Here is a 22904-nt window from a genome sequence, read left to right as displayed (position 1 = left end):
AAGGCTAGCATGGCTATGGCAAGCAAAGGTTTTACCTTGATCGAATTGATGATCACGATCGCCATTATTGCGATCCTGTCGGCGATTGCTTACCCAAACTATGCCGATTATGTGTTGCGCGGTTATCTGGTGGACGCCACCAACGGCATGTCTTCCGCGCAAGCGCAGCTGGAGCAGTTTTATCAGGATAACCGGAAATATACCGCAGGGCCTTGCGGCGGCAACACCAAGAATTTTACGTTTACCTGCGCCCTGACAGATCAGGAATATGCCATCACGGCCGCCGGACAGGGACCTGTCAGCGCTTTTTCTTATACCTACACTTACACGGTTGCCAAGGGTTTAATTAAAGCCACCACGGGGCTGAAAGACGGCTGGGGCAGCACATGCGACCGCGCCTGGATCGTTAAAAAAGGGCAGCCATGCGCGTGACGCAGTCCCCGTCCGGCGGCCGCGGTTTCAGCCTGATCGAATTGATGGTCACTATTGCCGTGACGGCGATCCTGATGACGGTGGCTTTGCCGTCGTTCACCATGTGGATTCAGAATACCAAGGTCAGGTCCACCGCCGAGGCGCTGCAAAACGGCATTCGGCTGGCAAAAACCGAAGCTGTACGGCGCAGCCGGCTGGTTGATTTCCGGCTCACAGCAGTCACGCCGGCCAAGGATGCGGCAACCTCGAAGACCGGCAACAACTGGTACGTGCAGCAAACCGGCTCGTTGCTAGCGGCCGACTCCGATCTCTACGTGCAAGGTTCTTCGCTGGGCGGCGCAAATGCCAATGTCATTGTCACTGGCGACGTCGATACCCTGACTTTTACCAGCCTCGGGCGGCTCAACAATGCAAGTGCGGCGTCCTATAAATTCGAAATCAAGAATTCTGGCGACCGTCGGCTTTTGGTGGTCGTTACGCAAAGCGGGCAGATACGCATGTGCGACCCGAAACTCACTTTGTCCAACACCACGCCGACGGGATGCTAAATGACGAATCACTCTCTGAAACGGCAAGGTGGCTTCATGCTGATCGAGGTCCTGGCGGCGATCCTGATTTTTTCGTTCGGCATGCTGGGGCTGGTCGGATTGCAGGCCGCAACCATCAATAATTCCATCAGCGCCGAAGATCGCAGCCAAGCTGCGCTGCTCGCCGACAACCTGGTCGCCACATTGTGGAGCAAAAGCAAATTGGCCAACGGCAGTTGCGATCTGCTATGCGCCGCCGACGGCGGCAATGCCAAGGACTACACCAACTGGCAGGCCAAGGTGAAGGCAGCGTTCCATGGCGGCAGCGGCGTCGCCAAGCTTGATCCGAGCAATGCCAGCCTGGTCGTCATCACCATCAGCTGGACCGCGGCCACGAAGAACAATACGGCGGCGGCCAGCCATACTTATACGACCGAGGTAGTGGTGCAATGAAGAAGCAATCAGAAAGCACGGCGCCGCGGATGTGTGCGTTATTCCAGCGCGGTCTGAGCCTGATCGAGCTGATGGTGGCGATGGCCATCGGCCTGGTGGTGTCGCTGGCGATTTTCAGCGTGATTTCGGTCAGCGAAGCGCGTAAAAGAAACACCACCGGCGCTAACGACATGAACCAGAACGGCGCCTTCGCGCTGTACCAGCTGGACCAGGCCATCAGGAGCGCCGGCACCGGATTTTCCCAGCAGTACACCTTGACCTTCGGCTGCGCGATCAATGCCATGCGCAACGGCAAGGCGGTCATCCCGCCTGCCGCTTTGCCGAGTCCGTTTGATGGATTGACCGCAGGTATCGGCGGCGCTTTCCGCATGGCGCCAGTGATCATCTGGAAAGATCCGAAAGGCGTGTTGTCCGATACCCTGATCGTGATGGCAGGTTCCGCCGGCTACAGCGAAATGCCGATCGAATCAACCAGCGTCCCCACTATCAGCCCGAACTCCCAGTTGCATTTGCTGAATACGCTGTCATTCTCCGCCGGACAGCAATTGCTGGTGGCGGACCGTCCCGGCCTAGCTTCACTGTTTCCGTGTCTGGTTGAAACCGTGGATGGCTCCTATGCCGGCCCGGCCAGCACTGGGGTGCTGCCACTGGGCGGCGTCTTTTATACCGCGGGCACCGATAAAGCCCTGAGCAGCTACTCTTCAGATTCAGTCGCACTCAATCTTGGCAACTCGCCTTCGTTCAAACTGTTTGGAGTCGGCGCCAACAACACGCTGGTTGGTTTCGATCTATTGAACGGAACCGCCACGGATACTGACCAGATCGCCGACGGCGTGATCGAAATGCAGGCGCTGTATGGCGTCGACAAAGCCAACAACGGCAATATCACCTGGACCGCGCCTTCGGGCAGCTATGCCGCCGGCGCGCTGCTGGACGGCAGCGTGAACGCCGGCAAGCTGATTGCCTCGATCAAGGCAATCCGCATCGGCTTGATCATGCGTTCCGCGGTTGAGGACAAGAACGCGGTTTTACCGATAGCGACCTTGCCGGCTATGTTCGGGGATACGGCATTTTCGTATGCCAAGACCTTGACGGCCGCAGAACAGAAATTCCGGTACCGGGTACTGGATGCTGTCATTCCGTTGCGCAATGCGCTTGTGCTGAGCGACTGATAGGGCATGCCGTGAACATACTTCCATACTCTCAACCGCGGTCCGGCGGCTTTCCGCCGGTGCGTAAATCAGGCTTGCAATTGAAGAAAAACACAAGGCAGCGCGGATCAGTCCTGATCATGGCCCTGATTTCGCTGCTGATACTGATGCTAGCCAGCGTTGCGCTGATCAGTTCGACCGACACATCTTTGCTGACGGCAGGCAACCTGGCCTTCAAGCGTGACCTGGCGAATCAGTCTGAACGCGCCGTGGCGCAGGTGCGGACCCAGTTCGTCAGCGGTGCGCTGGTGTCGGAAACCGTTTTGTACAGCGACCAGGCGGCTCAAAATTACTGGGCTCACGTGCTGCCGTCGACAAAATTGCCGGGCATCCCGGATGTATTGATCGCGTCGGCAAAAAAAGACGATATCACCGACGCTGCGACAGGCGTCCGGCTGCGTTATGTGATCGACAGGATGTGCATATCGGGCACGGTGCCCGATAAGTCGACCTGCACGATGGGGTCGTTCGTCGACGACAAGAAAGGCACGGCCGGCGTCACCAAGGTGAGTGCGGGGCTAGGGCCTGTCTACCGGCTGACGGTCATGGCGCTCGGGCCGCGCAATACCCAGACCTTTACCCAGATTACGTTCACTCACTAAGTGCAGATGGCTGACGGCTGTCTGTCAGGCATAAACAGGAGCATCACTACATGAATCGATCCCCCAATACGCTCCAGACGCGGCACTGGCTGAACCGTTTTTTGCATTTGTTGCTCGGTATACTGGTGCTTGGTACTGTTGGCGCGGCGCATGCGCAAATCGCGCTGAACGACACGCCCATGTTTAGCAACATCATTGTGCCCTCGAATGTACTGTTGACCTTGTCGGTTGAATATCCCACGGCGACAAGCCGTGCGCATACCGACCCGTACTCCTCAAACTCGACGTTCATCGGCTATTTCGATCCGGGCAAATGCTATGACTACGATAATGCCGCTGGCTACTTTGCGGCAAGCAAGGCCGCCACGAATCACGTCTGTTCCGGGCAATGGAGCGGCAATTTCCTGAACTGGGCGACTACCTCGACCATCGACCCTTTCCGTTGGGTGTTGACCGGCGGTTATCGCGCGATAGACACCACGACTGCCACGGTATTGCAAAAGGGCTATATGCCGTCAAGCCAGGGAGGCGTGAGAAATTTTCCTGTCCAGGCAATTACCAAGGATGCGGCGACGATAAGCGGGGCTACGCCATTCAGCGGCAAAAACTGGAAGAACATCTATGTGCGAGTGTACGGCTTCGGGACTTCGATGCGGGTATCGAACAGCAATGACGCCACCACCATTAGCGTCGACGATACTCCCGGCACCTTCGGGACTTTCGCAAACACGGCATATACCTCCGGCAGCAAGAACATCCCGGCATCGAGCACGACTGCCGACGGCACTTTCGACATCCCGGTATTGGTCAAGGTGTGCGATTCGAGTGCGGTGTCGCTGGAAACCAACTGCACCCAATATGGCAACAATATATACAAGCCAACCGGTTTGATTCAAAACAATGCCGACAAATTGCGGTTTGCTGCGATTTCTTATTTGAATGATTCGAATGTCTTTCGCGATGGCGGCGTATTGCGTGTCAGGATGAAATCAGTCGGCCCCAAGACGCCGGTGCCGGGATCGACCAGTCTGGATAACCCGCAAAAGGAATGGGATCCTGCTACAGGCATTTTCGTGAATAATCCCGATAGCAGCGATGCCGCCGCCACCGGCAAAATCACCGGCAGCACCATCGCCAACAGCGGCGTCATCAATTATTTGAATAAATTCGGTCTTGCCAGCCAGATATACAAGAGTGCGGATCCGGTTAGCGAGCTGTATTACGCGGGAATTCGTTATCTCCGGAATGCCGGCAATGTTCCCGAATACACCAATGGCGTGAATGCCAATATGGCTGACGGCTTCCCGGTAATCACCAACTGGGACGATCCGATCCAGTATGCATGCCAAAAGAATTTCATTATCGGCATCGGCGATGAAAATACCCACGCCGACTCCAATCTTCCCGGGAGCACCATTGCCAATGCTAGCGTTGAACCAGCCATGCCCGCCGCAGTAGCAAAGGATGTGCCGGCAGCGTTGCCGAATCCGGTGCCGTCAAATTATGTCAGCGGCGGTCCGATCAATGTCACCGATGCAACCAACGCGGTTGGTGCGCTGGAAGGGCTGGGGAACCTGGGGAAGGTGCATCCAGGCTGGTGTTGCGATCAGAATAGCTACTTTATTGCCGGCCTTGCCTACGCAGCGCATACCAGCGATTTGCGTCCCAACGATTTTCTCAATTCGGGTACAAAAACCAAGTTATTCAAGACTACTGCGGCTACCTACTGGCTGGACGTGATGGAAACAAATATTGAGCGTAAAAACAATCCATACTGGCTGGCAGCCAAATACGGAGGTTTTGCAGTTCCTGATGGCTATAGTACGTATGGAAATACCACGGCGCTGGCGCAATCGAGCTGGAACAAGGCTGGCGACACAGACCGCAACGGCAATCTGAGGCCGGACAATTATTATGACGCTGGCAAAGCAGGCCTGATGGTGTCGTCATTAACCGACGCCTTTAAAAATATCAATTCGGCCTCGCAGTTTTCTTCTTCGCTGGCGGTAGCTTCACCGGTGGCCGTCACCGACGGCACCGTCAGCTATAGCACCCAATATTTCTCGGCGAACTGGTCGGGCGACGTGATTGCCAGCGCCTTGCAGTTCGACGCCAGCACCGGCCAGGCAGTCACCACGGCAGCCGCGTGGAATGCGCGCCTGCTGCTGGAGACACAGGCAGCCACGGACAGCCGCCAAGTCGATGGCTGGGATAAGCAACGTTTCATCGCCACCAGCGACGGCGGCAAAGGGGTGCCGTTCCGTGCCGTCAATATCGGCAACGCGGGCAATGCTGCAGCCCTGGCGATAGCCGGCGTGACCACTAAAGACGTCGTCAATTTCCTGCGCGGCGACCGCAGCAAGGAAGGCAATCCATTCCGTCAGCGCGCATATCTGCTGGGCGATATCGTTACCTCAAAGGCTGATCCGGTGGGTGCGCCGGCGGCAACTTACGCCGATTCCAGCAATCCAGGCTATAGCAGTTTCGTCAATGCCCAGAAAGACCGCGGCACGGTGGTGTACGTTGGCGCCAATGACGGCATGCTGCATGCGTTTGACGGCGGCTTGAGCGGCGGTAAGGAATTGTTCGCCTATGTGCCCAGCTTCCTGTATCAGGGACCGACCGCCACTCCCGCGGTAAACGGCCTGGCGTCGCTGACCAGCGCCAACTATATCCATCACTTTTTTGTCGATGCAACGCCGCTGGTGACCGATGTCGATTTCGGCAGGGCTGGCGCTGCCAACAGTTCTGCCGACTGGCGTTCGCTGCTGATCGGCGGGTTGGGCAAGGGCGGCAAGGGTTATTACGCGCTCGATGTGACCAATCCCGGCATGCTGAGCAATGAAGCCAATCTCGCCAAAGCGGTCTTGTGGGAGTTCACCGATGCAACGATGGGCTACAGCTATGGTCCCCCGGTCGTGGTGAAGACCGCCAAGTACGGCTGGGTGGCGATCCTGACTTCGGGTTACAACAATGCCGATGGCATGGGGTATTTTTATATCGTCAATCCTAGCAACGGCAAATTGCTGGAACCGCCGATTCCGACCGGCGCCGGCAGCGCAAACGCGCCGGCCGGCCTGGCCCAGGCAGCGGCCTATGTCGGCGACTTTACCGATTACACGGCGGACGCCGTGTATGCCGGCGACCTGCTGGGCAATGTATGGCGCCTGGACCTGACCAAGACCACCGGCAGCAGCTACGATGCGCCGACGCAGATCGCCTTGCTGACGGATCCGTCCAGCGCAGCTGCGGTACAGCCTGTCACCACCCGGCCGTTGATCGAGGTCGATAAAAACTCGCTGAAACGCTATGTACTGATCGGCACCGGCAAACTGCTGGCGGACAGCGATATCAAGAGCAGCCAGGTCCAGACTTTCTACGCCATCAACGATGGCACCGGGACCAGGTTCGATACCGTCTCCACCTTGCCCGCCGCCGTCGGCAAGTACCCGATTACCCGTGCCAACCTGAACAACAACACGGACGTGACAACCGGTATCGGCGCCACGCCCGAGAGGCCGTCAGGCTGGTATATCGACCTGGGACTGAGCGGCAACAATATAGCGCGGCGCGTTACATCGCAAACTGCCGCCAACGGCGGCATAGTGGCATTCGCCGCCAACCTGCCGGATGGCGACGTTTGTACTCCTTCCGGGAGCAACGATGTCTATGCAGTCAGCTACAGCACTGGCAAGTCTCAGTTTTCCGACCTGGCGTTGGTGACGGCGCCGGGGCTGAATAACGGCATCTATTTTGCCAACATCAACGGCAAAGTGAAGCTGGTTACCACCACCAGCGACGGCAAGAGCGGTACGTATGAACCAGCGCCTTCATTGAATAATCCGTTCAATCGCTTGAACTGGCGGCAGATTCCGGTTGCCAATTGAATTGACTGACCGCGCAATGTACTGCCGAAGCAGCATATGCATGTAAAACGGCCATGGGGCGTGAAACGCGATATGCGCCGGCTGTCCGCTGTCGGGCTCACGCTGGCCGTGCACATCCTGGTGCTGACGTTGTGGCGCCACCAGACGGTGGTCGCCGGAGCCGCGGCGGCGGATGCCGGATCGGAAAAAAGTATCGATGTGCGCATCATTGCCGCGGCGTCTGCCGCCGCCGGAAGCGCGCCGCTAGTTGCAAGGGCGCGTACAGATAGCGCAATCCAACAGCAATTCGATGAGCAGCTGCAGGGCGGCGTAACGCTCGAAAAAGCGGCATTCCAGCCGCCGATATATTACGGACCGCAGGAAGTGGACAAGGGCGCTTTGCCATACAGTGCGCCCGATCCGGATTTGCTGGCAGGCGTTGCGGTCTCGGGGGTGCCGATCCGCGTGCGTCTGTATATCGATGCACGCGGCATGGTGACCGCTATCGACACATTGCAAGCTCTTGACGATGACCAGCAAGCGCTGGAGCGAATCGAAACGATGTTGCGCCATACGTCTTTCATGCCGGCCAGGCTGGCGGGGGCGGATGTGAATTCGTACCAGGACCTGGAATTTCATATCGGTTCGGAACTGAATGGCGCGCCCGAGTAAGGGGCAAGAGGAGGCCAAGGACGGTGCAGGAAGAAAATGAAAATCGACAGATGGGGATGATATGGAAACGTTCAGGTTCAACGATATTTGGCAATTCATACGGTCGCAAAACAGTCATCTGAGAATGAGCGATTTGGCGGTGGGGAGCGTCCTGGGCATATTGATGGGAGCGACACTGGCGGCTCTTATCGTGTTTCGTTTGGACCGAGAAACGTGGAGCCCTGACCTGACTTTATTGAGTGGTTTATGCGGCATCGGGCTAGTTGCTTTTTTTATTTACGGCGCCCTGGCCATCGACAGGGGCCGGGAATTTTCTTCGCGACAAACTGACAGCGCTGCGAGATAGCCTAGGCGCTGGATTCCAGGGCTTTTATCCCTACATCAAGATCAGGATCTCCCGATATACCTCCAGCCAAGCTCTGATTATCCTGATGGCGGCGCAATGGCTGCCAAATGCGTTTTCCAGGATTTCGCATTCTTCTTTTCTCACAACGAGGCGATTCGATGCACACTGACGGTTTTCTGCGGGCGGGATATTCTCTTTTTGGAACGATGTTGCTAAGTTCCTTGCTGTTTTCCCCGGAGGCGATCGCCGGCGCCACCATGGCCAAGATCCGGGATACCCAGACTGTCACGGTCGCCTATCGGGAAACCACGGCGCCGTTCTCATACCTTGATGCGGACAAGAAACCGATCGGCTTTACAATCGACCTGTGCTCGAAAATCATCGAAGGCATACGGCAGGAATTGAAACTGCCGCAGTTGAAAGTGACATACATGGCTGTGACGCCTTCCACCCGCATAAACGCCATTACAAGCGGCCAGGCTGACCTGGAATGCGGTACCACCACCAATAACGCCGAGCGTCGCAAGCAGGTAGCGTTTACCGTTCCGCATTTTTTTGCCGGCGTGCGGATGGCGGTGCGCACAGATTCGGGTATCAAGAACTGGATAAATTTGCGCGGAAAAGAAGTCGTGACAACCAAGGGAACCACTACTGTCAAGTTGTTAAACGACAGAAACAAGGTGAGAGCGTTGGCCCTGAACCTGGTTGACGGAACCGATCACGCCGAATCGTTCAGCATGCTGGAAAAGGGACAGGTCGCTGCGTTCGTGATGGACGACGTTATCCTGTACGGCCTTCGCGCGAATATGAGGCATCCCGAAGAATTCGCGATCGTCGGCGATCCGTTGTCGGTGGAACCCTACGCTATCATGCTGACCAAAGACGATGCAGAGTTCAAGGCATCGGTTGACCGGCAAATGGCGAATATGCAGAATGACGGCGATTTTCGGAAGATCTATAGCAAATGGTTCATGAGTCCGATTCCGCCGCGCGGCAAGAGCATGAATATGCCGATGGGATACCTGCTGCGGGATGCGATTCTTTACCCTACCGATAAAATCAACGACTGAGGAATTTCACCCGAGGCGAGGACGTTTTTGTTACGTCCTGACCTTGGGATCATTGTCCGCTTGCCGACGTAGTTATATCTCCAGCGCTTGTTCTACTTCCAGTACTTTACGGCGCGCCAGCGCCAGGTTGGATTTGTTTTTGTCGAGCACCACATAAATGAACAGGCCTTCGTACTTCTCTATCGGGCGCAAGATGTGGTACTGCTTGCCGAGGGTAATCAGGATATCTTCGATAACGTCATTCAGGCCAAGGCTTTTTATGGTTTTCATCTTGGCGCGAACTACCTCTGTATTGCCGGCTGCCGCCAGCTCGAGATCGACGCCGGTACCGCCGGACCCCAGAACCATCCCGCTGTTGCTATCGACGACTGCGGCTGCCAGCGCGCCGTCGATTTTCAGTAATGTGTCAACGATGACATTGATGTTGCTCATGTTTTTTTCCCTGTTTATATGGATAGCGGCGTTGGGTGGAACAGAAACATCACCGCCGGCCGACCAACTTCGGTGATGGTGAAACTGAATTATTGATCCATGCTTATCCGCTGGATGAAATTGCTGACGATCTTGTCGACCGTCCATATCGTGTGGCCCAGGATGGCGTCGCGGTTGACCACCACGCACAGCAGATAGGGATATTGATTGCCGATCGGCCGGAAAATGATTTTTCCCGCCGGGGTTTCAAGCATCAGGCGATCGCAGCCGTCGAAGTTCACTTCCTTGCCAACTGAACGTGCGATGGCAACCAGCGAACTGGTCATTGCCGAGAGGCGGATGGCGTTGAATTTCTGTCCCGGATCGTAGATAGCGATTTCCTGGCCGTCAAGCGTGGTCATGACCACTGTGGATATGCCGTGCTGGGATAAACCGATCTGATTGAATACATGATGGGCTGCCATCGATGCAGGGGCGAAATTTGCTTTATTTGAAGTCATATTGTTATCAGCAGCGAAGAAAATATATCCAGGGCGTCCAGCATCTGCGATTTTTCGCGTACGTCCACGGTGATCATGGGGACAGCGATACCGAGCGCAGCGGTCAACTCCGACGCGAAGCGGTTGCTTGCCTCGGGGCTTATCGGGCGCGCCAGCAGCAGCATGCATGGCATGGTTTCGGAAATTTCAAAGACGGTCTGCAGATAGCGTTCCGCCGTCCGCACGGCATCCGCTTGGTTGGCGTCGATCATGACGACCACGCCGATTGCCATGGAGAGCAGCCAGCCGCGCATGAAATCGAAACGGTCCTGTCCCGGGCTGCCGTAGATATGCAACTGCTCGCCGCCATCCAGATCGACCACCCCGAAGTCTGCCCCCACGGTCGTACTTGTTTTTTCTGACGAAGCAGGATCCATGTTGGGAACGTCGCAATCGACCATCAGGTCGCCGCACAAGGAGCGGATTGCCGTCGTTTTTCCTATGCCCATCGGTCCCAGCAGGACGATTCTAAGTATGCACACTATGGCGTTCTCTCCAATTCTTGCAAACGGCTCCGGCCCAGCCATTGATTGATTTTCTTTACAAACATTCCGACGCCGCTTTCCTTTTGGTCTGCATACGTCACGCGCGAGGTTTCATGGGCGACCGGCAATTTCATTCTTTCGATAAGCACATTCCTCTTTCTTAGTTCATCAAGAAACAGATAAGCATCACGCTCTGTCAGCCCGCCGTATACAAGCAGCCAATGCCAGTTGATGGATTGCTTGGTCATGATTGCAAGGATTTTCTGAAACCGGATAGCTGAAAGATCGTGCTCCAGTTGGGTCCATTTCGAGATCCGGTAAGTTCTGTGATAAAAAGGATCGGTTACGTCGCCGGGACAGATCTGCTCAGTCTTCATGTCCAGTATGCGCAAGGCCGCCCGGTCCAGCACGCTGACCAGGTCCGGCAGGCGAAAGCTGAGCGGCAAGATCATGTCGTTTTTTTTGGCCGCGGGAACGGCAGAGTCGGAAATCCAGATGCAGATGCAGCTTGCCGGCAGCGCCTCACGGGATTTGAAGATGGCGGGATCCAGCAGCACTACCGAGGCAAATTTGAGATCGGACGAAATCCAGCGAAACACTGTCTTTTCATCGGCTATCTGCATCAAGAGTTCGTAACGCAGAAGTTCTTTTTGAGCCAGATATTTGACAGAAATGAAGGTTGTCTTACGCATCATGGACACCGAGCCGATTGTTGCAAATCAACGCGAATCCCGGAATATTTCTTAATGGCGAATGCGGCATGGTGTTTCCTCTTGAAGATGCGCCGGATCATTGGACCCTGGTTTGCTGCATGAATGGAGCCTTGCGAGGCATCTCTTTTTTATCGGCGACTTGCGACAAGAGTAGGCAATACACGGGAACCGCGGTATCAGGGGATCTTGATATTTGCGTGGGATCCAGGAAGCGCCTTGTCAGGAATTCCCTACGCGAGCTGTGACGCCGCCGACCGTGAGAGTTGATGGGGGGCAATTGTCGCTTATGTTGTTGTTTTTTGAGAATGGGGAGTTGGTGCGCGGCCCCTGATCTGAAGGAAATGCTTACCCAAATTTCAGGATTCCCTGATTGGAATCGCTTTTTGCATTGCTCACTATAAGTACCGGGAATCTATCGGTGGAGTCGATATTAAATAAAGGAGAGCTGACATGGCGGAGAAAATTTCAGATGACGATGCCCTGTTGATAGCGCAAATACTGCGTTCTTTCAACCTGGACGAAACTACCAGTGCCGCGCGATTTATCGAGAGCCTGACTTTTGATACGATATTTCGCGAAGAGTGGGAGAGCATTTGCGGCGATCAGCATCAATTGCAGTTCTACGACAGGGTTGCCGACGCCATTGTCGACGCGCTGGAAAAGCATGGCGACATGGAAAATTCCATGCGCGAAAGGGCTTGCCAGCTGCTTCGCGAGATTGAAACCCAATATGCCGGCATGCTTGCCGAAGTTCAGGTGCATTATGAATGGCTTTGCAACTATCTGATCTCCGCGGGAAGTCGCCGGGATCGGCCAAAGAGCGGATTCATGCACTCTTGACGAGTGCCCGGTCAACTTCTCGTACCTTCTGCGTCAAATAACCCGACGGCACTTTCTCAAGTGATTCATGGTGCAAGAAGGATATGTCGTTGAAAAGTAAACCTGTAAATAAACCAGAAGCGGATAAAGAAGCCGGTCTCGAACAAGATATCGAAGGCATATCGCGCCAGCATTTTATTTCCAGCCTGGGAGCCCTGCTGCTGGCGAGGTGCGGCAACGGCGGCGACCTGCCGCCGGTGACAAGCGTGGGCGGTACAAGCGCTACGCCCGCCGCACCCGCGCCGGCAGTGATGCCAGCCGCACCTGCATGCCCCGGCGCGGTGCCGGTTACAATCACAACGCCCGAAACGCTCATCACACCGGAAACCTCACCGGAACCCACTACAACCCCGACCAGCGCTGCATTCGCTCATCCGTGCCTGCCGCATACACAGGCTGACTTTGACCGCATGAGCCAGAACCGCAGGACCGCTGGCCAACGGCGCGACTTGGGAGGAGGGCAAGGATGTATCACTTAACGACGGCGACGACGTTAATCTGGGGGGCGGCATCGAAGCCGATGTTTCACATTAACAAGCGGTTATAGCCGAAACTGCACATCCTGGCTTTCATGCTAATTGGACGCCATTTCTATACCGGCGATCTTGCAGTCCGACCTCTCGGTGTCTTTCCACTGTTCGTAGTCTTTTTCATCGTTCGCCCGCAGAAACGAAGTCGATGCCGCAGCCGCCTGGGCACAGGCGACCCTTGCCAGTCCGCTGCGTTTGGCTATGTGATATTGGGCAACGGTCTGGAACGCCACGTTCCTGTCGATGGCGCGTGTATTCTGCCTTGCCAGTACCTCGATGCCGTCGCAGAAGAAATACCAGATGCCGGGGGCGAGAGCGATGAAACAGAAAATCGTCTGTAATGTACTAAGATCCTTGGTTCTCACTGTACTTGCCTTCCAATATTGCGCGTCGCAACACTGCCGCGACCGGGTGCATGTTCCGGGTTCTAGACCATCGATTTGATTAATTTTTTACCAATTGTCCATATGTTAATTTGGTTTTCAAAAAAAACAATAGTTTGTTAAAAATTGTTAGATAAAAATCCTGAGTGTGGTGATATTTGTGGGTTTTTTCCTACAATAAAAACATTCAAAATTGTCATTATTCAGGTAACGTTCAGGTAACTATTTCGTGCACAATTACGTACGACAACAATTCCCGCGCGCCGGGTTTGTGTTGGCATTTGATCAAACGATGAAAGGAAATAGATGATTAGCCTGGATACCTTGGAAACCCTGGTGGCGGCATCGCTGGTGCTGCTGCTTGGACGCAAGCTGGTGTCGTCTTCCTCGCTGCTGAAGGCCTACAGCATTCCCGAGCCGGTGGTGGGCGGCTTGCTGGTCGCCTTGCTGATGTTCGGGCTGCGCAGTTTTTCCAGTGTCCAGGTGCAGTTCGACAGCAGCCTGCAGGGACCGCTGATGCTGGCGTTTTTCGCCACCATCGGCTTGAACGCCAACCTCGCCAGCCTGAAAGCCGGCGGCCGCACCCTGGTCTTGTTCCTGGGCGTGGTGCTGGGGCTGCTGGTGCTGCAGGACGCCATCGGCATCGGCATGGCGAAACTGATGGGCCTCGATCCCTTGATCGGCTTGCTGGGCGCTTCGATTTCTTTGTCGGGCGGCCACGGCACCGGCGCCGCCTGGGGCGCGTATTTTCCGAGCGCCACGGCCTGGCGGCGGCCACCGAGATTGCCATAGCCTGCGCAACATTCGGCCTGGTCCTGGGCGGCCTGATCGGCGGTCCGGTGGCCAAGTTCCTGGTCAAGCGCGTCAAGTTGCCGTCTGCCGAGACCGGCAAAACCAGCGATGACAGCGCGCCGCTGGGTTTCGAACAACCGAAAGCGGTGCAACTGATCACGCCGCAGGCATTCATCGAGGCGCTGGCCCTGATCGCTGTCAGCCTTTCCGCCGGCACCATGATTGCCAACCAGCTCAATGGCAGCGCGTTTGAATTGCCGACTTTTGTCTGCGTGCTGTTTGTCGGCGTCATATTGAGCAACGGTTTGTCTCTGCTGGTCGGCTACAAGATTTTCGAGCGCGCCATCCAGGTCCTGGGCAACGTCAGCTTGTCGCTGTTCCTGGCGATGGCGCTGATGAGCTTGCGCTTGTGGGACCTGGCTTCGCTGGCGCTGCCGGTGCTGCTGATCCTGACGGTGCAGGCAGTAGCGATGGCTGCCTATGCGATTTTCGTGACCTTCCGCCTGATGGGCAAGAACTACGATGCGGCGGTGCTGGCGGCCGGCCATTGCGGTTTCGGCCTGGGCGCGACGCCGACTGCGATCGCCAACATGCAGGCGGTGACCGACCGCTTCGGCCCGTCGCACCTGGCGTTCCTGGTGGTGCCGATGGTCAGCGCATTTTTCATCGATATTGCCAATGCGATCGTCATCAAGCTGTTCCTGGCGCTGCCGATTTACAACTAGGCTGGACGTCCTCGGGCAAGGCTGCAGCTGGCTATAATAAAGAAGGTTCATATCAGGGAGGCGCTCATGCAGCTCACACCCAGGCTGGCGTTCTTCACCATAGCGGCGAGCCTTGCCTACCTTTGGCTCGCCATTCTAGGCGAGGGCGGATTTATCGCCTTTTTCTCCCGGCCGGCGCTGTCCGTCACTGCCGCCGCCTTCATCGTCTTGGCCGGTGCGGCGCTTTTCACCAGCGCCAACCTGAGTTCCGGCGAGCGCGAGGACCGCGGCAACCGCTGGATCATCCCGGCGGTCGGACTGATAGGGCTGCTGCAAGCCTACCTGCCAGCCTATTCCGATCGCATCGGCTTCTGGACCTTCGGCGGCGATGCCTTGCGCTGGGCCGGCGTGGTGCTGTTCATCGCCGGCGGCGCGCTGAGGCTGGGGCCGGTCTTCATCCTCGGTCGCCGTTTCAGCGGCCTGGTGGCGATCCAGCCGGGGCATGAGCTGGTCACCGACGGCATCTATGGCGTCATCCGCCATCCGAGTTACCTGGGCCTGCTGGTGAATGCACTGGGCTGGTCCCTGGTTTTCCGTTCCGGACTCGGCGTGCTGCTCACGCTGCTGCTGATCCCGCCGCTGCTGGCCCGCATGCGCGCCGAAGAGGCGCTGCTGCACAGCCAGTTCGGCGCCGGCTATGAAGCATACCGCTCCCGTACATCGCGGCTGATTCCCGGAATTTATTAGAATGCCTGCGAGCCGACGATAGCCTGCGCTAAACTGTGCGTTTGGGTTGACGGGGGAAGCGATGCAGACGGTGACACTGCCTTACGGCTCGGATCAGACCGGCCTGGTATGCGGTTATTTATTCGACAAGGACACGCAAGGGCAGGCCATTGAATCGAAGCAGGCGGAGGAGTGGCTGGTTGCGCGCGGCCAACATCCGGACCAGTTCATCTGGCTGCACTTCAACCTGGCCAATACCGCCAGCGAGAAGTGGCTGAGAAAACATGCCGAGCTCGGCGATGAATTCTACGAGACCTTGCACGAAGGGCAGCGCTCGACCCGTATCGAACTGGTCGACAATATGCTGATCGCGGTGGTTAACGACGTGCTGCACGATTTTTCATTCGATCCGGCGGATATTTCCACGCTTTTCCTGAACGTCGACCGGCAGGTCGTGATCAGCGCGCGGCTCAAGCCGCTGAAAGCGGTCGACCGCTTGCGCAACGCGGTCAAGAGCGGCGAACCGATCCGATCTTCAGTCGAGCTGCTGACCCATTTGCTGCGCGACCAGGCCGACGTGCTGTCGAAGATCGTGCGCGACGCTATCCACAGGGTCGACGGCATAGAGGACAACCTGCTGGCCGGCAAGCAGAACCAGAAACGCGCCAACCTGGGTGAGCTGAGGCGCGTGCTGGTGCGCCTGCAGCGCCTGCTGGCGCCGGAACCGGCGGCCTTGTTCCGCTTGCTGCAGCGGCCGCCGAACTGGGTGGCCGAGATCGATTCGCAAGAATTGCGCCATGCCACGGAAGAATTTTCGATGGTGCTGCACGAGATCGCCACGCTGCAGGAACGCATCAAACTGCTGCAGGAAGAAATCGCCGCGCGCGTCAATGAGGGCAATAACCGCAGCCTGTTCGTGCTGACCATCGTCACGGTGCTGGCGTTGCCGATCAATATCATCGCCGGCCTGCTGGGCATGAATGTGGGCGGCATCCCGCTGGGACAGGACCCGCAAGGATTCTGGATCATCGCCGGCATCGTCGCCACCTTCACCGCGGTTGCCGGCTGGCTGGCGTTCAGGAAGCGCGACGACGATTGAGACTGGATAGGGTGGGCACAAAGGCGTGCCCTTCCTACGAGAGCGATGGATTAACAAGATTTGTCATGATTCAAGAACGCATCAATAAGGAAATTCCATGTCTAGCCATGTCGCCACTATTGAGTGGAAACGAGAGGATGCGGCATTCGCCGATAACCGTTACAGCCGCGCCCACCAGTGGCAATTCGACGGCGGCGCGGTCGTGCCGGCATCCAGTTCGCCGCATGTGGTCCGGGTGCCTTTGTCGAACCCCGCCAATGTCGATCCGGAAGAAGCTTTTGTAGCTTCCTTGTCCAGCTGCCACATGCTGTGGTTCCTCGATATTGCGCGCGGCGCCGGTTACCTGGTCGACCATTATGTTGACCACGCCACCGGCCACATGCAGCGTGCGGAGGATGGCAAAAGCTGGATAGCACTGGTCGAGCTGGCGCCGGCCGTGGCCTTTTCCGGCGCCAGGATCCCCGACGACGACGCGCTTCGGCAGCTACACCACAAGGCGCACGAAGAGTGTTTCCTGGCGCGCTCGGTGAAGAGCGAGATCCGGATCCAGGGCACGTGGAGCCATGCCGTCTCATGAGCGCCCGTTCGGCACTCTTGTCCCGATTGGTGCGGAGGCAGGTAGAATACCGGCGGCGCAGGCTGGCCGCCCGGGCGCATGCCTCGGGTATATTGCCAGACTGCCATGAAATGACGTTGATACAGGAAAAAATGATGGCAAAGAAGAATGAAGAGCTGGACCCGGAAACACTGGCGCTGATCAACTGGTGCATTGAAGTCGAAGGTTTCCTGGTGGCCGGCGGCGCGACCCTGGAACAGGCGCAAGAACATATCGAAGAGCAGGTGGAATGGTTTACCGACCAGTTCTACGACGGCCTGACGCCGGAACAAGCTGCCAAAGAAGCATTGGCGTGATGTTTGCAGAGGTGCGGCCAGCACCATGAATCAACATGAAATAGGGCGCGGCATCAGTCTGTCGGTGGGCGCATCGATGCTGTTCGCCTTGTTGTCCGGCTATACCAGGTTGCTGGCGCCGCTCGACGGCCTCGACATCTTCGCCTGGCGCGTGGTGTGGACCTTGCCCGGCGCACTGGCGCTGCTGCTTCTGCGCCAGCGCCTGCCGCAGGCGCGCGCCTTGCTGCGCCGCCTGGCGCGTGAACCCTTGACCTGCGCCGCACTGTTGGTGGTAGTAGCGCTGCTTGGCGTCCAGCTCTGGATTTTCCTGTGGGCGCCCTTGCATGGCCGCGCGCTGGAAGTCTCGCTGGGTTATTTCCTGCTGCCCTTGACGATGGTGCTGGTCGGCCGTTTCTACTATCACGAACGGCTGGATGTATTCCAGTGGCTGGCGGTCGCCTGCGCCGTGGTCGGCGTGCTGCACGAACTGTGGCTCACGCGCAGCTTTGCCTGGCCGACCCTGGTGGTGGCGCTCGGTTATCCGCCTTATTTTGTCCTGCGCCGCAAGATCAACGCCGATCCGGTAGTGGCGTTCGCGCTGGAGATGGCGCTGCTGCTGCCGGTTGCTGTCGCCATGCTGTATGTGCGCGGTTCCTGGCAGGTGGTGGCGCAGCGGCCGGACATGTGGCTGTTCCTGTTGCCGGGGCTGGGTTTGCTGAGCACGGTGGCGCTCGGCGCCTACCTGGGCGCCAGCCGACTGCTGCCGATGGCCTTGTTCGGCATCCTCGGTTACGTCGAGCCGGTATTGCTGGTCGGCGTCGCCATCGTCTTCCTCGGCGAATCCATGGCGCCGGGACAGCTGGCGACCTATATTCCGATCTGGTGCGCAGTGCTGCTGACGGCGCTGCATAGTGTGCGCCTGTTGCGCAAGCAAGGAACGCCCCGTTAAATATTCCCGGTTTTAAAGACTCCAGTAAGTAAGTGGTAAGAGCTTATGGCTGAACATGCTTGTCAGCGTCAGACCATTCGTTCAATCACTTTGTGGAGTCAACATGCATCATTTTAAGTTTTCCAGCCGGTTAGCCTTCGCAGCGATCATTGGCGCTGTCCTTGGCGCCGCCGCGAGTTTGAGCCATGCCGATCCGATCCTGGCGGAGGAGCCGCATTCTGCCGATGCTTCCCAATGGGGGCTGGGCATAGGCCTAGGTTCTGAAAGCCGGCCTTACCGCGGCGTCAGCAATCACATCTCTGTCCTGCCGCTGGTATTGTATGAAAACCGCTGGATCCATTTTTTCGGCAATACGCTGGACTTCAAACTGGGGACGGTTGACCAGTTCAGTTTCACATTGCGCGCCAAATATGCATTGAACGACGGCTACAAGGGCAGCGATTCGGACGCATTGCACGGCATGGACGAACGCAAGGGCAGTGCATGGGGCGGGGTGGCCGGCACCTGGGACAATCCTTATGCGAAGTTGTCGCTGGAATGGCTGACCGCGGGCAGCACCAAGGGCAATACGGTGAAACTCGGCGTCGAACATTCGTTTGCGATGGCAGGATTCCAGCTGACGCCGCACCTGAGCACGACCTGGATGGACAGCAAATATGTCAATTATTACTACGGCGTCAAGGCAAACGAAGTCACTGCCGAGCGCGCAGCTTATACTGGCAAGTCGACCACCAACATCGAGTTCGGCGTGCGCGCGGATTATCCGCTGACGCGCAATCAAATGATCATCCTCGACGTCGGCGACCTGCAGCGCGGTACCGGCATCAAGGACAGCCCGCTGGTCGACAAGTCGTCGGCGGCGAGCGTTCGGGTCGGCTACCTTTATAAATTCTAGTATTACGCTAAATACGAACCATGAACCGAATCGGCCTGTTGGAAGATCACGAGCGAATGGCGCAGCTGATTCGCCAGGCCATGGCGGCAGTCGGCATCGAGGTTGACGTCTACGGCCGCATCGACCATGCGGCCGACGGTTTTGCCCGGATTCCGTATGCGGCGCTGGTGATCGACCGCGGCTTGCCGGACGGCGACGGGCTTGACCTGGTGCGCAAGTTGCGGACCAAGGGCGTGCTGGCGCCATGCCTGATGCTGACCGCGCTCGACGCCTTGCATGACCGGGTGGCCGGCCTCGAGGCTGGCGCCGACGATTACCTGCCCAAGCCATTTTCGATGGAAGAGCTGGTGGCCAGGGTGCGCGCCTTGATGCGGCGTCCGCCGCAATTGCAAAACCCGGTTTCGGTTTACCTGGGCTTGCAGGTGTTGCCGGAATCGAGCTGCATGCGCAACCGCGACGATTCGGTGTCGCTGGCGCCTTCGGAATTGCAGCTGATGCTGAGCCTGGTGCGCGCGGGTGGACAGCCGGTGCGCCGGACCGCCTTGGAAATGGCGGCCTGGGGCGTAGGCGATGCGGTCACCCCTAACGCGCTGGACGTCGCCTTGCACCGGCTGCGGCGAAAACTGCTGGCGATAGACTCCGCGGTCGAGATCGCCAACGTCAGGGCGTATGGTTTTGCATTGCAGGAACTGCCCGATGCCGTATAGCTTGTCGAAAAAACTGATTATTTCCGCCGCGGCTACGCTGGTGGTGATTGCCCTGGTGGTGTCTGCTGGCCTGGCTGCGGTATTCCAATGGGGGCCGGAGTTATTGCTGAAGCGGGAGATGCTCAGGCATGTCGACAAGATCCAGGAGCGGATGCGTTTTGACGCCTCGGGCAAGCTGTCCGGGGTAGACCTGAATTCGAAAATGCAGCTGCTTTACGAAGCATTGAAAGAGGACTCGATCTACCGCATCCTCGACGATAAGGGCGCCGTGCTGACCGCCTCCGATGGCGCAACCATCCCCCTGTTTGCCAAGGGCACGCGTTTCGACCCTAAAACCGCGGCCGATAGCAGCCTGGTCCTGCGACGCTCCGGATTAACGTTGTATGTATTTACACAAGCCGTTTCCTTCAACGATAAAACCTACTATATCCAGGTTGCGCGCAGCGAGCGCATGCACCAGGCCATCATAGGCAGCGACAGCGCCACTTTCATGATGGCCTCCGGCGTCGCGGTGATTATCGCCATCCTGGTGTTTACCTGCGTCGTGTGGGGTACATTCAACCGCGCGCTGCGACCGTTGCGCGTGGCCTCGGATGCGGCCAGCAGGATCGAATTCAACAGCCTGGATTCCCGCTTGTCGACGATGGATGTGCCGAAAGAACTGGTGCCGCTGATAGACGCATTCAATAAGGCGCTGGACCGCCTGGAACTGGGCTATCGGCTGCAGCAGGAATTCCTTGCCACGGTTGCGCATGAACTGAAGACGCCGCTGGCCCTGATTCGCGGGCAAATCGAGCTCGACGGCACGGCTGACCGCCAGCTGCTGCTGAAGGACGTCGACCGCATGGCGCGCCAGGTGCACCAGCTGCTGCATCTGGCTGAAGTTAGCGACCGCAAGAATTTCACGTTTGAAAAAGTGGATGCCGGAGAAGTCGTGGTCAGCGCAGTCGAGCACCTGGGGCGGCTTGCGGATCGATTGAATGTTTCCGTTGTACTGAATTCGCCGGTCCAGAAAATTCCGCTGATGGCCGACAGCGGCGCACTGTTTGTACTGGTCAAGAACCTGCTGGAGAACGCCATTCATCATTCTCCGGCCGGAAGCAGCGCAATCGTCACGGTGACCGCGGGCCACATCGCTGTTCGCGATCATGGCGAAGGCGTCGCCGCCGACAATGTGCCGTTGCTGTTCAAGCGTTTCTGGCGCGGGGCAAACCGGCGCGACGAAGGCGCCGGCCTGGGGCTGTCGATTTGCAAGGAAATTTCGCTGGTTCACGGCTGGCGCCTGGTCGTCATGCGCGACCAGCGTCCCGGAGCGGAATTTATCGTTGTCTTTAGTTGACTGCAACAATCCGGACGACGCGCAGCCCAAGGCCAGGCCGGAAGGTTACCCTGTCAAAGTCATCGTCCTGTCATAAGACTGCTATAAGTTGATGCCTTGCAACCGGCGTTCAGAGGGGCCGCTACAGCTGCATCGGCTGCGATCGCTTTCCTTGACGGATAAACCATGTACAACAATAGCAAACGATTAATTATCCTCGATGCGGACGGCACCACCATCGATGCCTACAGCGCGATCGACAAGACGTTTTCCCGGCACGGCATGGTGATCGGCGATGAAGAAAGGTTCCAGAAACGCCGCCGCCTGTTCAAATACCTGGGCGGATTGAAAGAATTCCCCTCCAACCTGAAAAAACAGATAGGCAAGCAGAGCCGCAAGCAGCTGATCGTCACCTTGACCGAGGTCTACCGGGAAGAGGCGAAGCTGTATCCCGGCATTGCGGACCTGGTGCGCAGCCTGATCGCCGCGCCGGACATTGCGGTCGGCCTGGTCACGCGTAACATGACCAACGAGCCGGAGCAGACGCTGAGGCTGTTGTTCCGGCGCCATGACATCGATCTCGATGCGCTCGATTTTTTCGCCCACATTCCGCTGCACCTGGAAAAGATGCAAGAGTTCCGCGCTATCCGCGAGCGCTTGGACATCAACCCGGCGCGCGCCTGCATCTGCGGCGACGAGCACAAGGATTACCTGGCCGCGATCGGCTCCGGCATGCATCCGTTCATGGTTTCCTACGGTTTCGAGAGCTACAAGCGGCTGATCAAGAAATTCCTGGTGCCGGAAGAAATCATTTCCCGTTCGCCTGAGGAGTTGTGCGGACGCGTGCGGCACGCCATGGGTTTAAACGATCCGGTCTGACGGCGCCGCACTAACGGACCCTATGTGAGGCCACTCCCTGTTAAAATTTGTCTTCCAGAAGATGGATTGGACAGGGCATATGTACACATTGTATGGCTTCAAGGGTTCCGGTTCGGCCGCGGTCGAACTGGCGCTGGAACTGGCCGGGCTGCCTTACCGCCAGGTCGACGCTGCTTCCTGGGAGCCCGGTCCGGAGCTCGCTGAGCTGCAACGGCTGAATCCCCTTGGGCAGATTCCCACCCTGCAACTGCCGGAAGGCGGCATCCTGACCGAGAGCGCTGCCATCCTGCTCCATCTCGGCCTGGCCCATCCCGCGGCCGGGCTGCTGCCTGCCGATCCGGCACAGCGCGCGCAGGCGATCAGGGGCCTGGTATATATCGCCGCCAACTGCTACGCCGCGATCGGCGTGATCGATTTTCCCGAGCGCTGGTGCGTCAATGCGGACGATGCCGTCAAACAGCAGATCCGGGAGGGCACGCGTGCGCGCCTGCACAGTTATTGGGAAATTTTTGCCGATACTTATCCTGCCTCGCCATTCCTGAACGGCGCCTCGCTCGGCGCGCTGGACCTGATGGCCGCCGTCGTTTCCAAATGGTCGGGAGCACGGCCTCATTTGGCGCAGGTGCGGCCTGCTTTCTTCGAACTGATCGAGAGGGTGGAAAAACACCCCAAAGTGGCGCCGGTATGGCGCCGCCATTGGGATAGCTGATTCTTCTCCTGCTGATGCGCTGCCGATGCTTTCATGATTTGCAAAATCCAACAATATACGGAGACTAAACGTGCAGTCACAAACCGAGCTGTCTG

Annotated in this window: 25 protein-coding genes and 1 pseudogene; 21 read left to right on the top strand and 5 right to left on the bottom strand. The window is 57.6% G+C overall.

Annotation, left to right across the window (positions count from 1 at the left end):
• Positions 1-9: 9 nt before the first annotated feature.
• The 8 genes from CFter6_RS15445 to CFter6_RS15405 all read left to right on the top strand — a co-directional run bounded on the left by CFter6_RS15445 (position 10) and on the right by CFter6_RS15405 (position 9179).
• Positions 10-432, top strand: coding sequence for a type IV pilin protein (locus CFter6_RS15445; protein WP_082814813.1), 423 nt, complete (start codon positions 10-12; stop codon positions 430-432).
• The gene (locus tag CFter6_RS15440) at positions 429-980 is read left to right on the top strand and encodes a GspH/FimT family pseudopilin (RefSeq protein WP_167351400.1); all 552 of its coding nucleotides are present in this window, start codon (positions 429-431) and stop codon (positions 978-980) included. The genes CFter6_RS15445 and CFter6_RS15440 overlap by 4 nt, the downstream gene beginning before the upstream one ends.
• Positions 981-1412, top strand: a complete 432-nt coding sequence (locus CFter6_RS15435; protein ID WP_150118783.1) for a PilV family protein — start codon at positions 981-983, stop codon at positions 1410-1412.
• The gene (locus tag CFter6_RS15430; protein WP_061540682.1) at positions 1409-2584 is read left to right on the top strand and encodes a PilW family protein; all 1176 of its coding nucleotides are present in this window, start codon (positions 1409-1411) and stop codon (positions 2582-2584) included. Before CFter6_RS15435 ends, CFter6_RS15430 begins: the two co-directional genes overlap by 4 nt.
• 119 nt (positions 2585-2703) lie before the next feature.
• Positions 2704-3225: a hypothetical protein gene (locus tag CFter6_RS15425; protein WP_061540681.1), complete on the top strand. Its 522-nt coding sequence runs from the start codon at positions 2704-2706 to the stop codon at positions 3223-3225.
• 50 nt (positions 3226-3275) lie between these two features.
• A complete protein-coding gene (locus CFter6_RS15420; RefSeq protein WP_061540680.1) occupies positions 3276-7112 on the top strand; it encodes a pilus assembly protein in 3837 nt (1278 codons plus the stop codon).
• Positions 7113-7172: 60 nt separating this feature from the next.
• The gene (locus tag CFter6_RS15415) at positions 7173-7763 is read left to right on the top strand and encodes a hypothetical protein (RefSeq protein WP_150118782.1); all 591 of its coding nucleotides are present in this window, start codon (positions 7173-7175) and stop codon (positions 7761-7763) included.
• A gap of 504 nt (positions 7764-8267) precedes the next feature.
• Positions 8268-9179, top strand: a complete 912-nt coding sequence (locus tag CFter6_RS15405) for an amino acid ABC transporter substrate-binding protein (protein WP_082814812.1) — start codon at positions 8268-8270, stop codon at positions 9177-9179.
• A 72-nt stretch (positions 9180-9251) separates the two neighbouring features.
• Here CFter6_RS15405 and CFter6_RS15400 read toward each other — a convergent pair whose 3' ends face one another.
• From CFter6_RS15400 to CFter6_RS15385, 4 genes are all read right to left on the bottom strand, one after another.
• A complete protein-coding gene (locus CFter6_RS15400) occupies positions 9252-9611 on the bottom strand; it encodes a hypothetical protein (RefSeq protein ID WP_061540676.1) in 360 nt (119 codons plus the stop codon).
• An 89-nt stretch (positions 9612-9700) separates the two neighbouring features.
• Positions 9701-10111 carry a roadblock/LC7 domain-containing protein gene (locus CFter6_RS15395; RefSeq protein ID WP_150118781.1) on the bottom strand — a complete coding sequence of 137 codons (411 nt, stop codon included), beginning with the start codon at positions 10109-10111 and terminating at the stop codon, positions 9701-9703.
• Positions 10108-10632 carry a GTP-binding protein gene (locus CFter6_RS15390; RefSeq protein ID WP_236904285.1) on the bottom strand — a complete coding sequence of 175 codons (525 nt, stop codon included), beginning with the start codon at positions 10630-10632 and terminating at the stop codon, positions 10108-10110. Before CFter6_RS15390 ends, CFter6_RS15395 begins: the two co-directional genes overlap by 4 nt.
• Positions 10632-11330: a hypothetical protein gene (locus CFter6_RS15385; RefSeq protein ID WP_061540673.1), complete on the bottom strand. Its 699-nt coding sequence runs from the start codon at positions 11328-11330 to the stop codon at positions 10632-10634. Before CFter6_RS15385 ends, CFter6_RS15390 begins: the two co-directional genes overlap by 1 nt.
• Positions 11331-11798: 468 nt before the next feature.
• On the opposite strand from CFter6_RS15385, the gene CFter6_RS15380 reads away from it, so the two are divergent.
• Positions 11799-12188: a hypothetical protein gene (locus CFter6_RS15380; RefSeq protein ID WP_061540672.1), complete on the top strand. Its 390-nt coding sequence runs from the start codon at positions 11799-11801 to the stop codon at positions 12186-12188.
• A gap of 89 nt (positions 12189-12277) precedes the next feature.
• On the top strand, positions 12278-12706 hold the full coding sequence (locus CFter6_RS25695; protein ID WP_150118780.1) for a hypothetical protein: 429 nt from the start codon (positions 12278-12280) through the stop codon (positions 12704-12706).
• 95 nt (positions 12707-12801) lie between these two features.
• Here CFter6_RS25695 and CFter6_RS15375 read toward each other — a convergent pair whose 3' ends face one another.
• The gene (locus CFter6_RS15375; protein WP_061540671.1) at positions 12802-13122 is read right to left on the bottom strand and encodes a hypothetical protein; all 321 of its coding nucleotides are present in this window, start codon (positions 13120-13122) and stop codon (positions 12802-12804) included.
• Between the two features lie 324 nt (positions 13123-13446).
• Here CFter6_RS15375 and gltS point away from each other — a divergent pair.
• The 11 genes and pseudogenes from gltS to CFter6_RS15320 all read left to right on the top strand — a co-directional run bounded on the left by gltS (position 13447) and on the right by CFter6_RS15320 (position 22809).
• Positions 13447-14657 (top strand): annotated as a pseudogene (gltS, locus tag CFter6_RS15370) (sodium/glutamate symporter).
• A gap of 66 nt (positions 14658-14723) precedes the next feature.
• Positions 14724-15383: a methyltransferase family protein gene (locus CFter6_RS15365; RefSeq protein ID WP_061540670.1), complete on the top strand. Its 660-nt coding sequence runs from the start codon at positions 14724-14726 to the stop codon at positions 15381-15383.
• A gap of 61 nt (positions 15384-15444) precedes the next feature.
• On the top strand, positions 15445-16461 hold the full coding sequence (locus CFter6_RS15360) for a transporter (RefSeq protein ID WP_061540669.1): 1017 nt from the start codon (positions 15445-15447) through the stop codon (positions 16459-16461).
• Between the two features lie 97 nt (positions 16462-16558).
• Positions 16559-17038, top strand: coding sequence for an OsmC family protein (locus CFter6_RS15355; protein WP_061540668.1), 480 nt, complete (start codon positions 16559-16561; stop codon positions 17036-17038).
• A gap of 134 nt (positions 17039-17172) precedes the next feature.
• Positions 17173-17373, top strand: coding sequence for a hypothetical protein (locus CFter6_RS15350; RefSeq protein ID WP_041742042.1), 201 nt, complete (start codon positions 17173-17175; stop codon positions 17371-17373).
• Positions 17374-17398: 25 nt separating this feature from the next.
• Complete coding sequence (gene rarD, locus CFter6_RS15345; RefSeq protein ID WP_061540667.1) at positions 17399-18301, top strand: EamA family transporter RarD; 903 nt, start codon at positions 17399-17401, stop codon at positions 18299-18301.
• Between the two features lie 103 nt (positions 18302-18404).
• Positions 18405-19196 (top strand): MipA/OmpV family protein, encoded by a 792-nt coding sequence (locus tag CFter6_RS15340; RefSeq protein WP_061540666.1) that lies wholly within the window; start codon positions 18405-18407, stop codon positions 19194-19196.
• A 20-nt stretch (positions 19197-19216) separates the two neighbouring features.
• On the top strand, positions 19217-19903 hold the full coding sequence (locus CFter6_RS15335) for a response regulator transcription factor (protein ID WP_061540665.1): 687 nt from the start codon (positions 19217-19219) through the stop codon (positions 19901-19903).
• Entirely contained in the window at positions 19893-21242 is a 1350-nt protein-coding gene (locus CFter6_RS15330; RefSeq protein WP_061540664.1) for a sensor histidine kinase, read from the top strand. The genes CFter6_RS15335 and CFter6_RS15330 overlap by 11 nt, the downstream gene beginning before the upstream one ends.
• Positions 21243-21407: 165 nt before the next feature.
• The gene (locus CFter6_RS15325; protein ID WP_061540663.1) at positions 21408-22100 is read left to right on the top strand and encodes an HAD family hydrolase; all 693 of its coding nucleotides are present in this window, start codon (positions 21408-21410) and stop codon (positions 22098-22100) included.
• Between the two features lie 79 nt (positions 22101-22179).
• Positions 22180-22809, top strand: a complete 630-nt coding sequence (locus tag CFter6_RS15320; protein WP_061540662.1) for a glutathione S-transferase family protein — start codon at positions 22180-22182, stop codon at positions 22807-22809.
• The last annotated feature ends 95 nt before the right edge of the window (positions 22810-22904 follow it).

The organism is Collimonas fungivorans, from assembly GCF_001584145.1.
In the GTDB taxonomy this organism is placed as follows: Bacteria; Pseudomonadota; Gammaproteobacteria; order Burkholderiales; family Burkholderiaceae_D; genus Collimonas; species Collimonas fungivorans.
The sequence above is the reverse complement of the archived record's forward strand: the minus strand, read 5'-3'. Positions and strand labels throughout refer to the sequence as shown.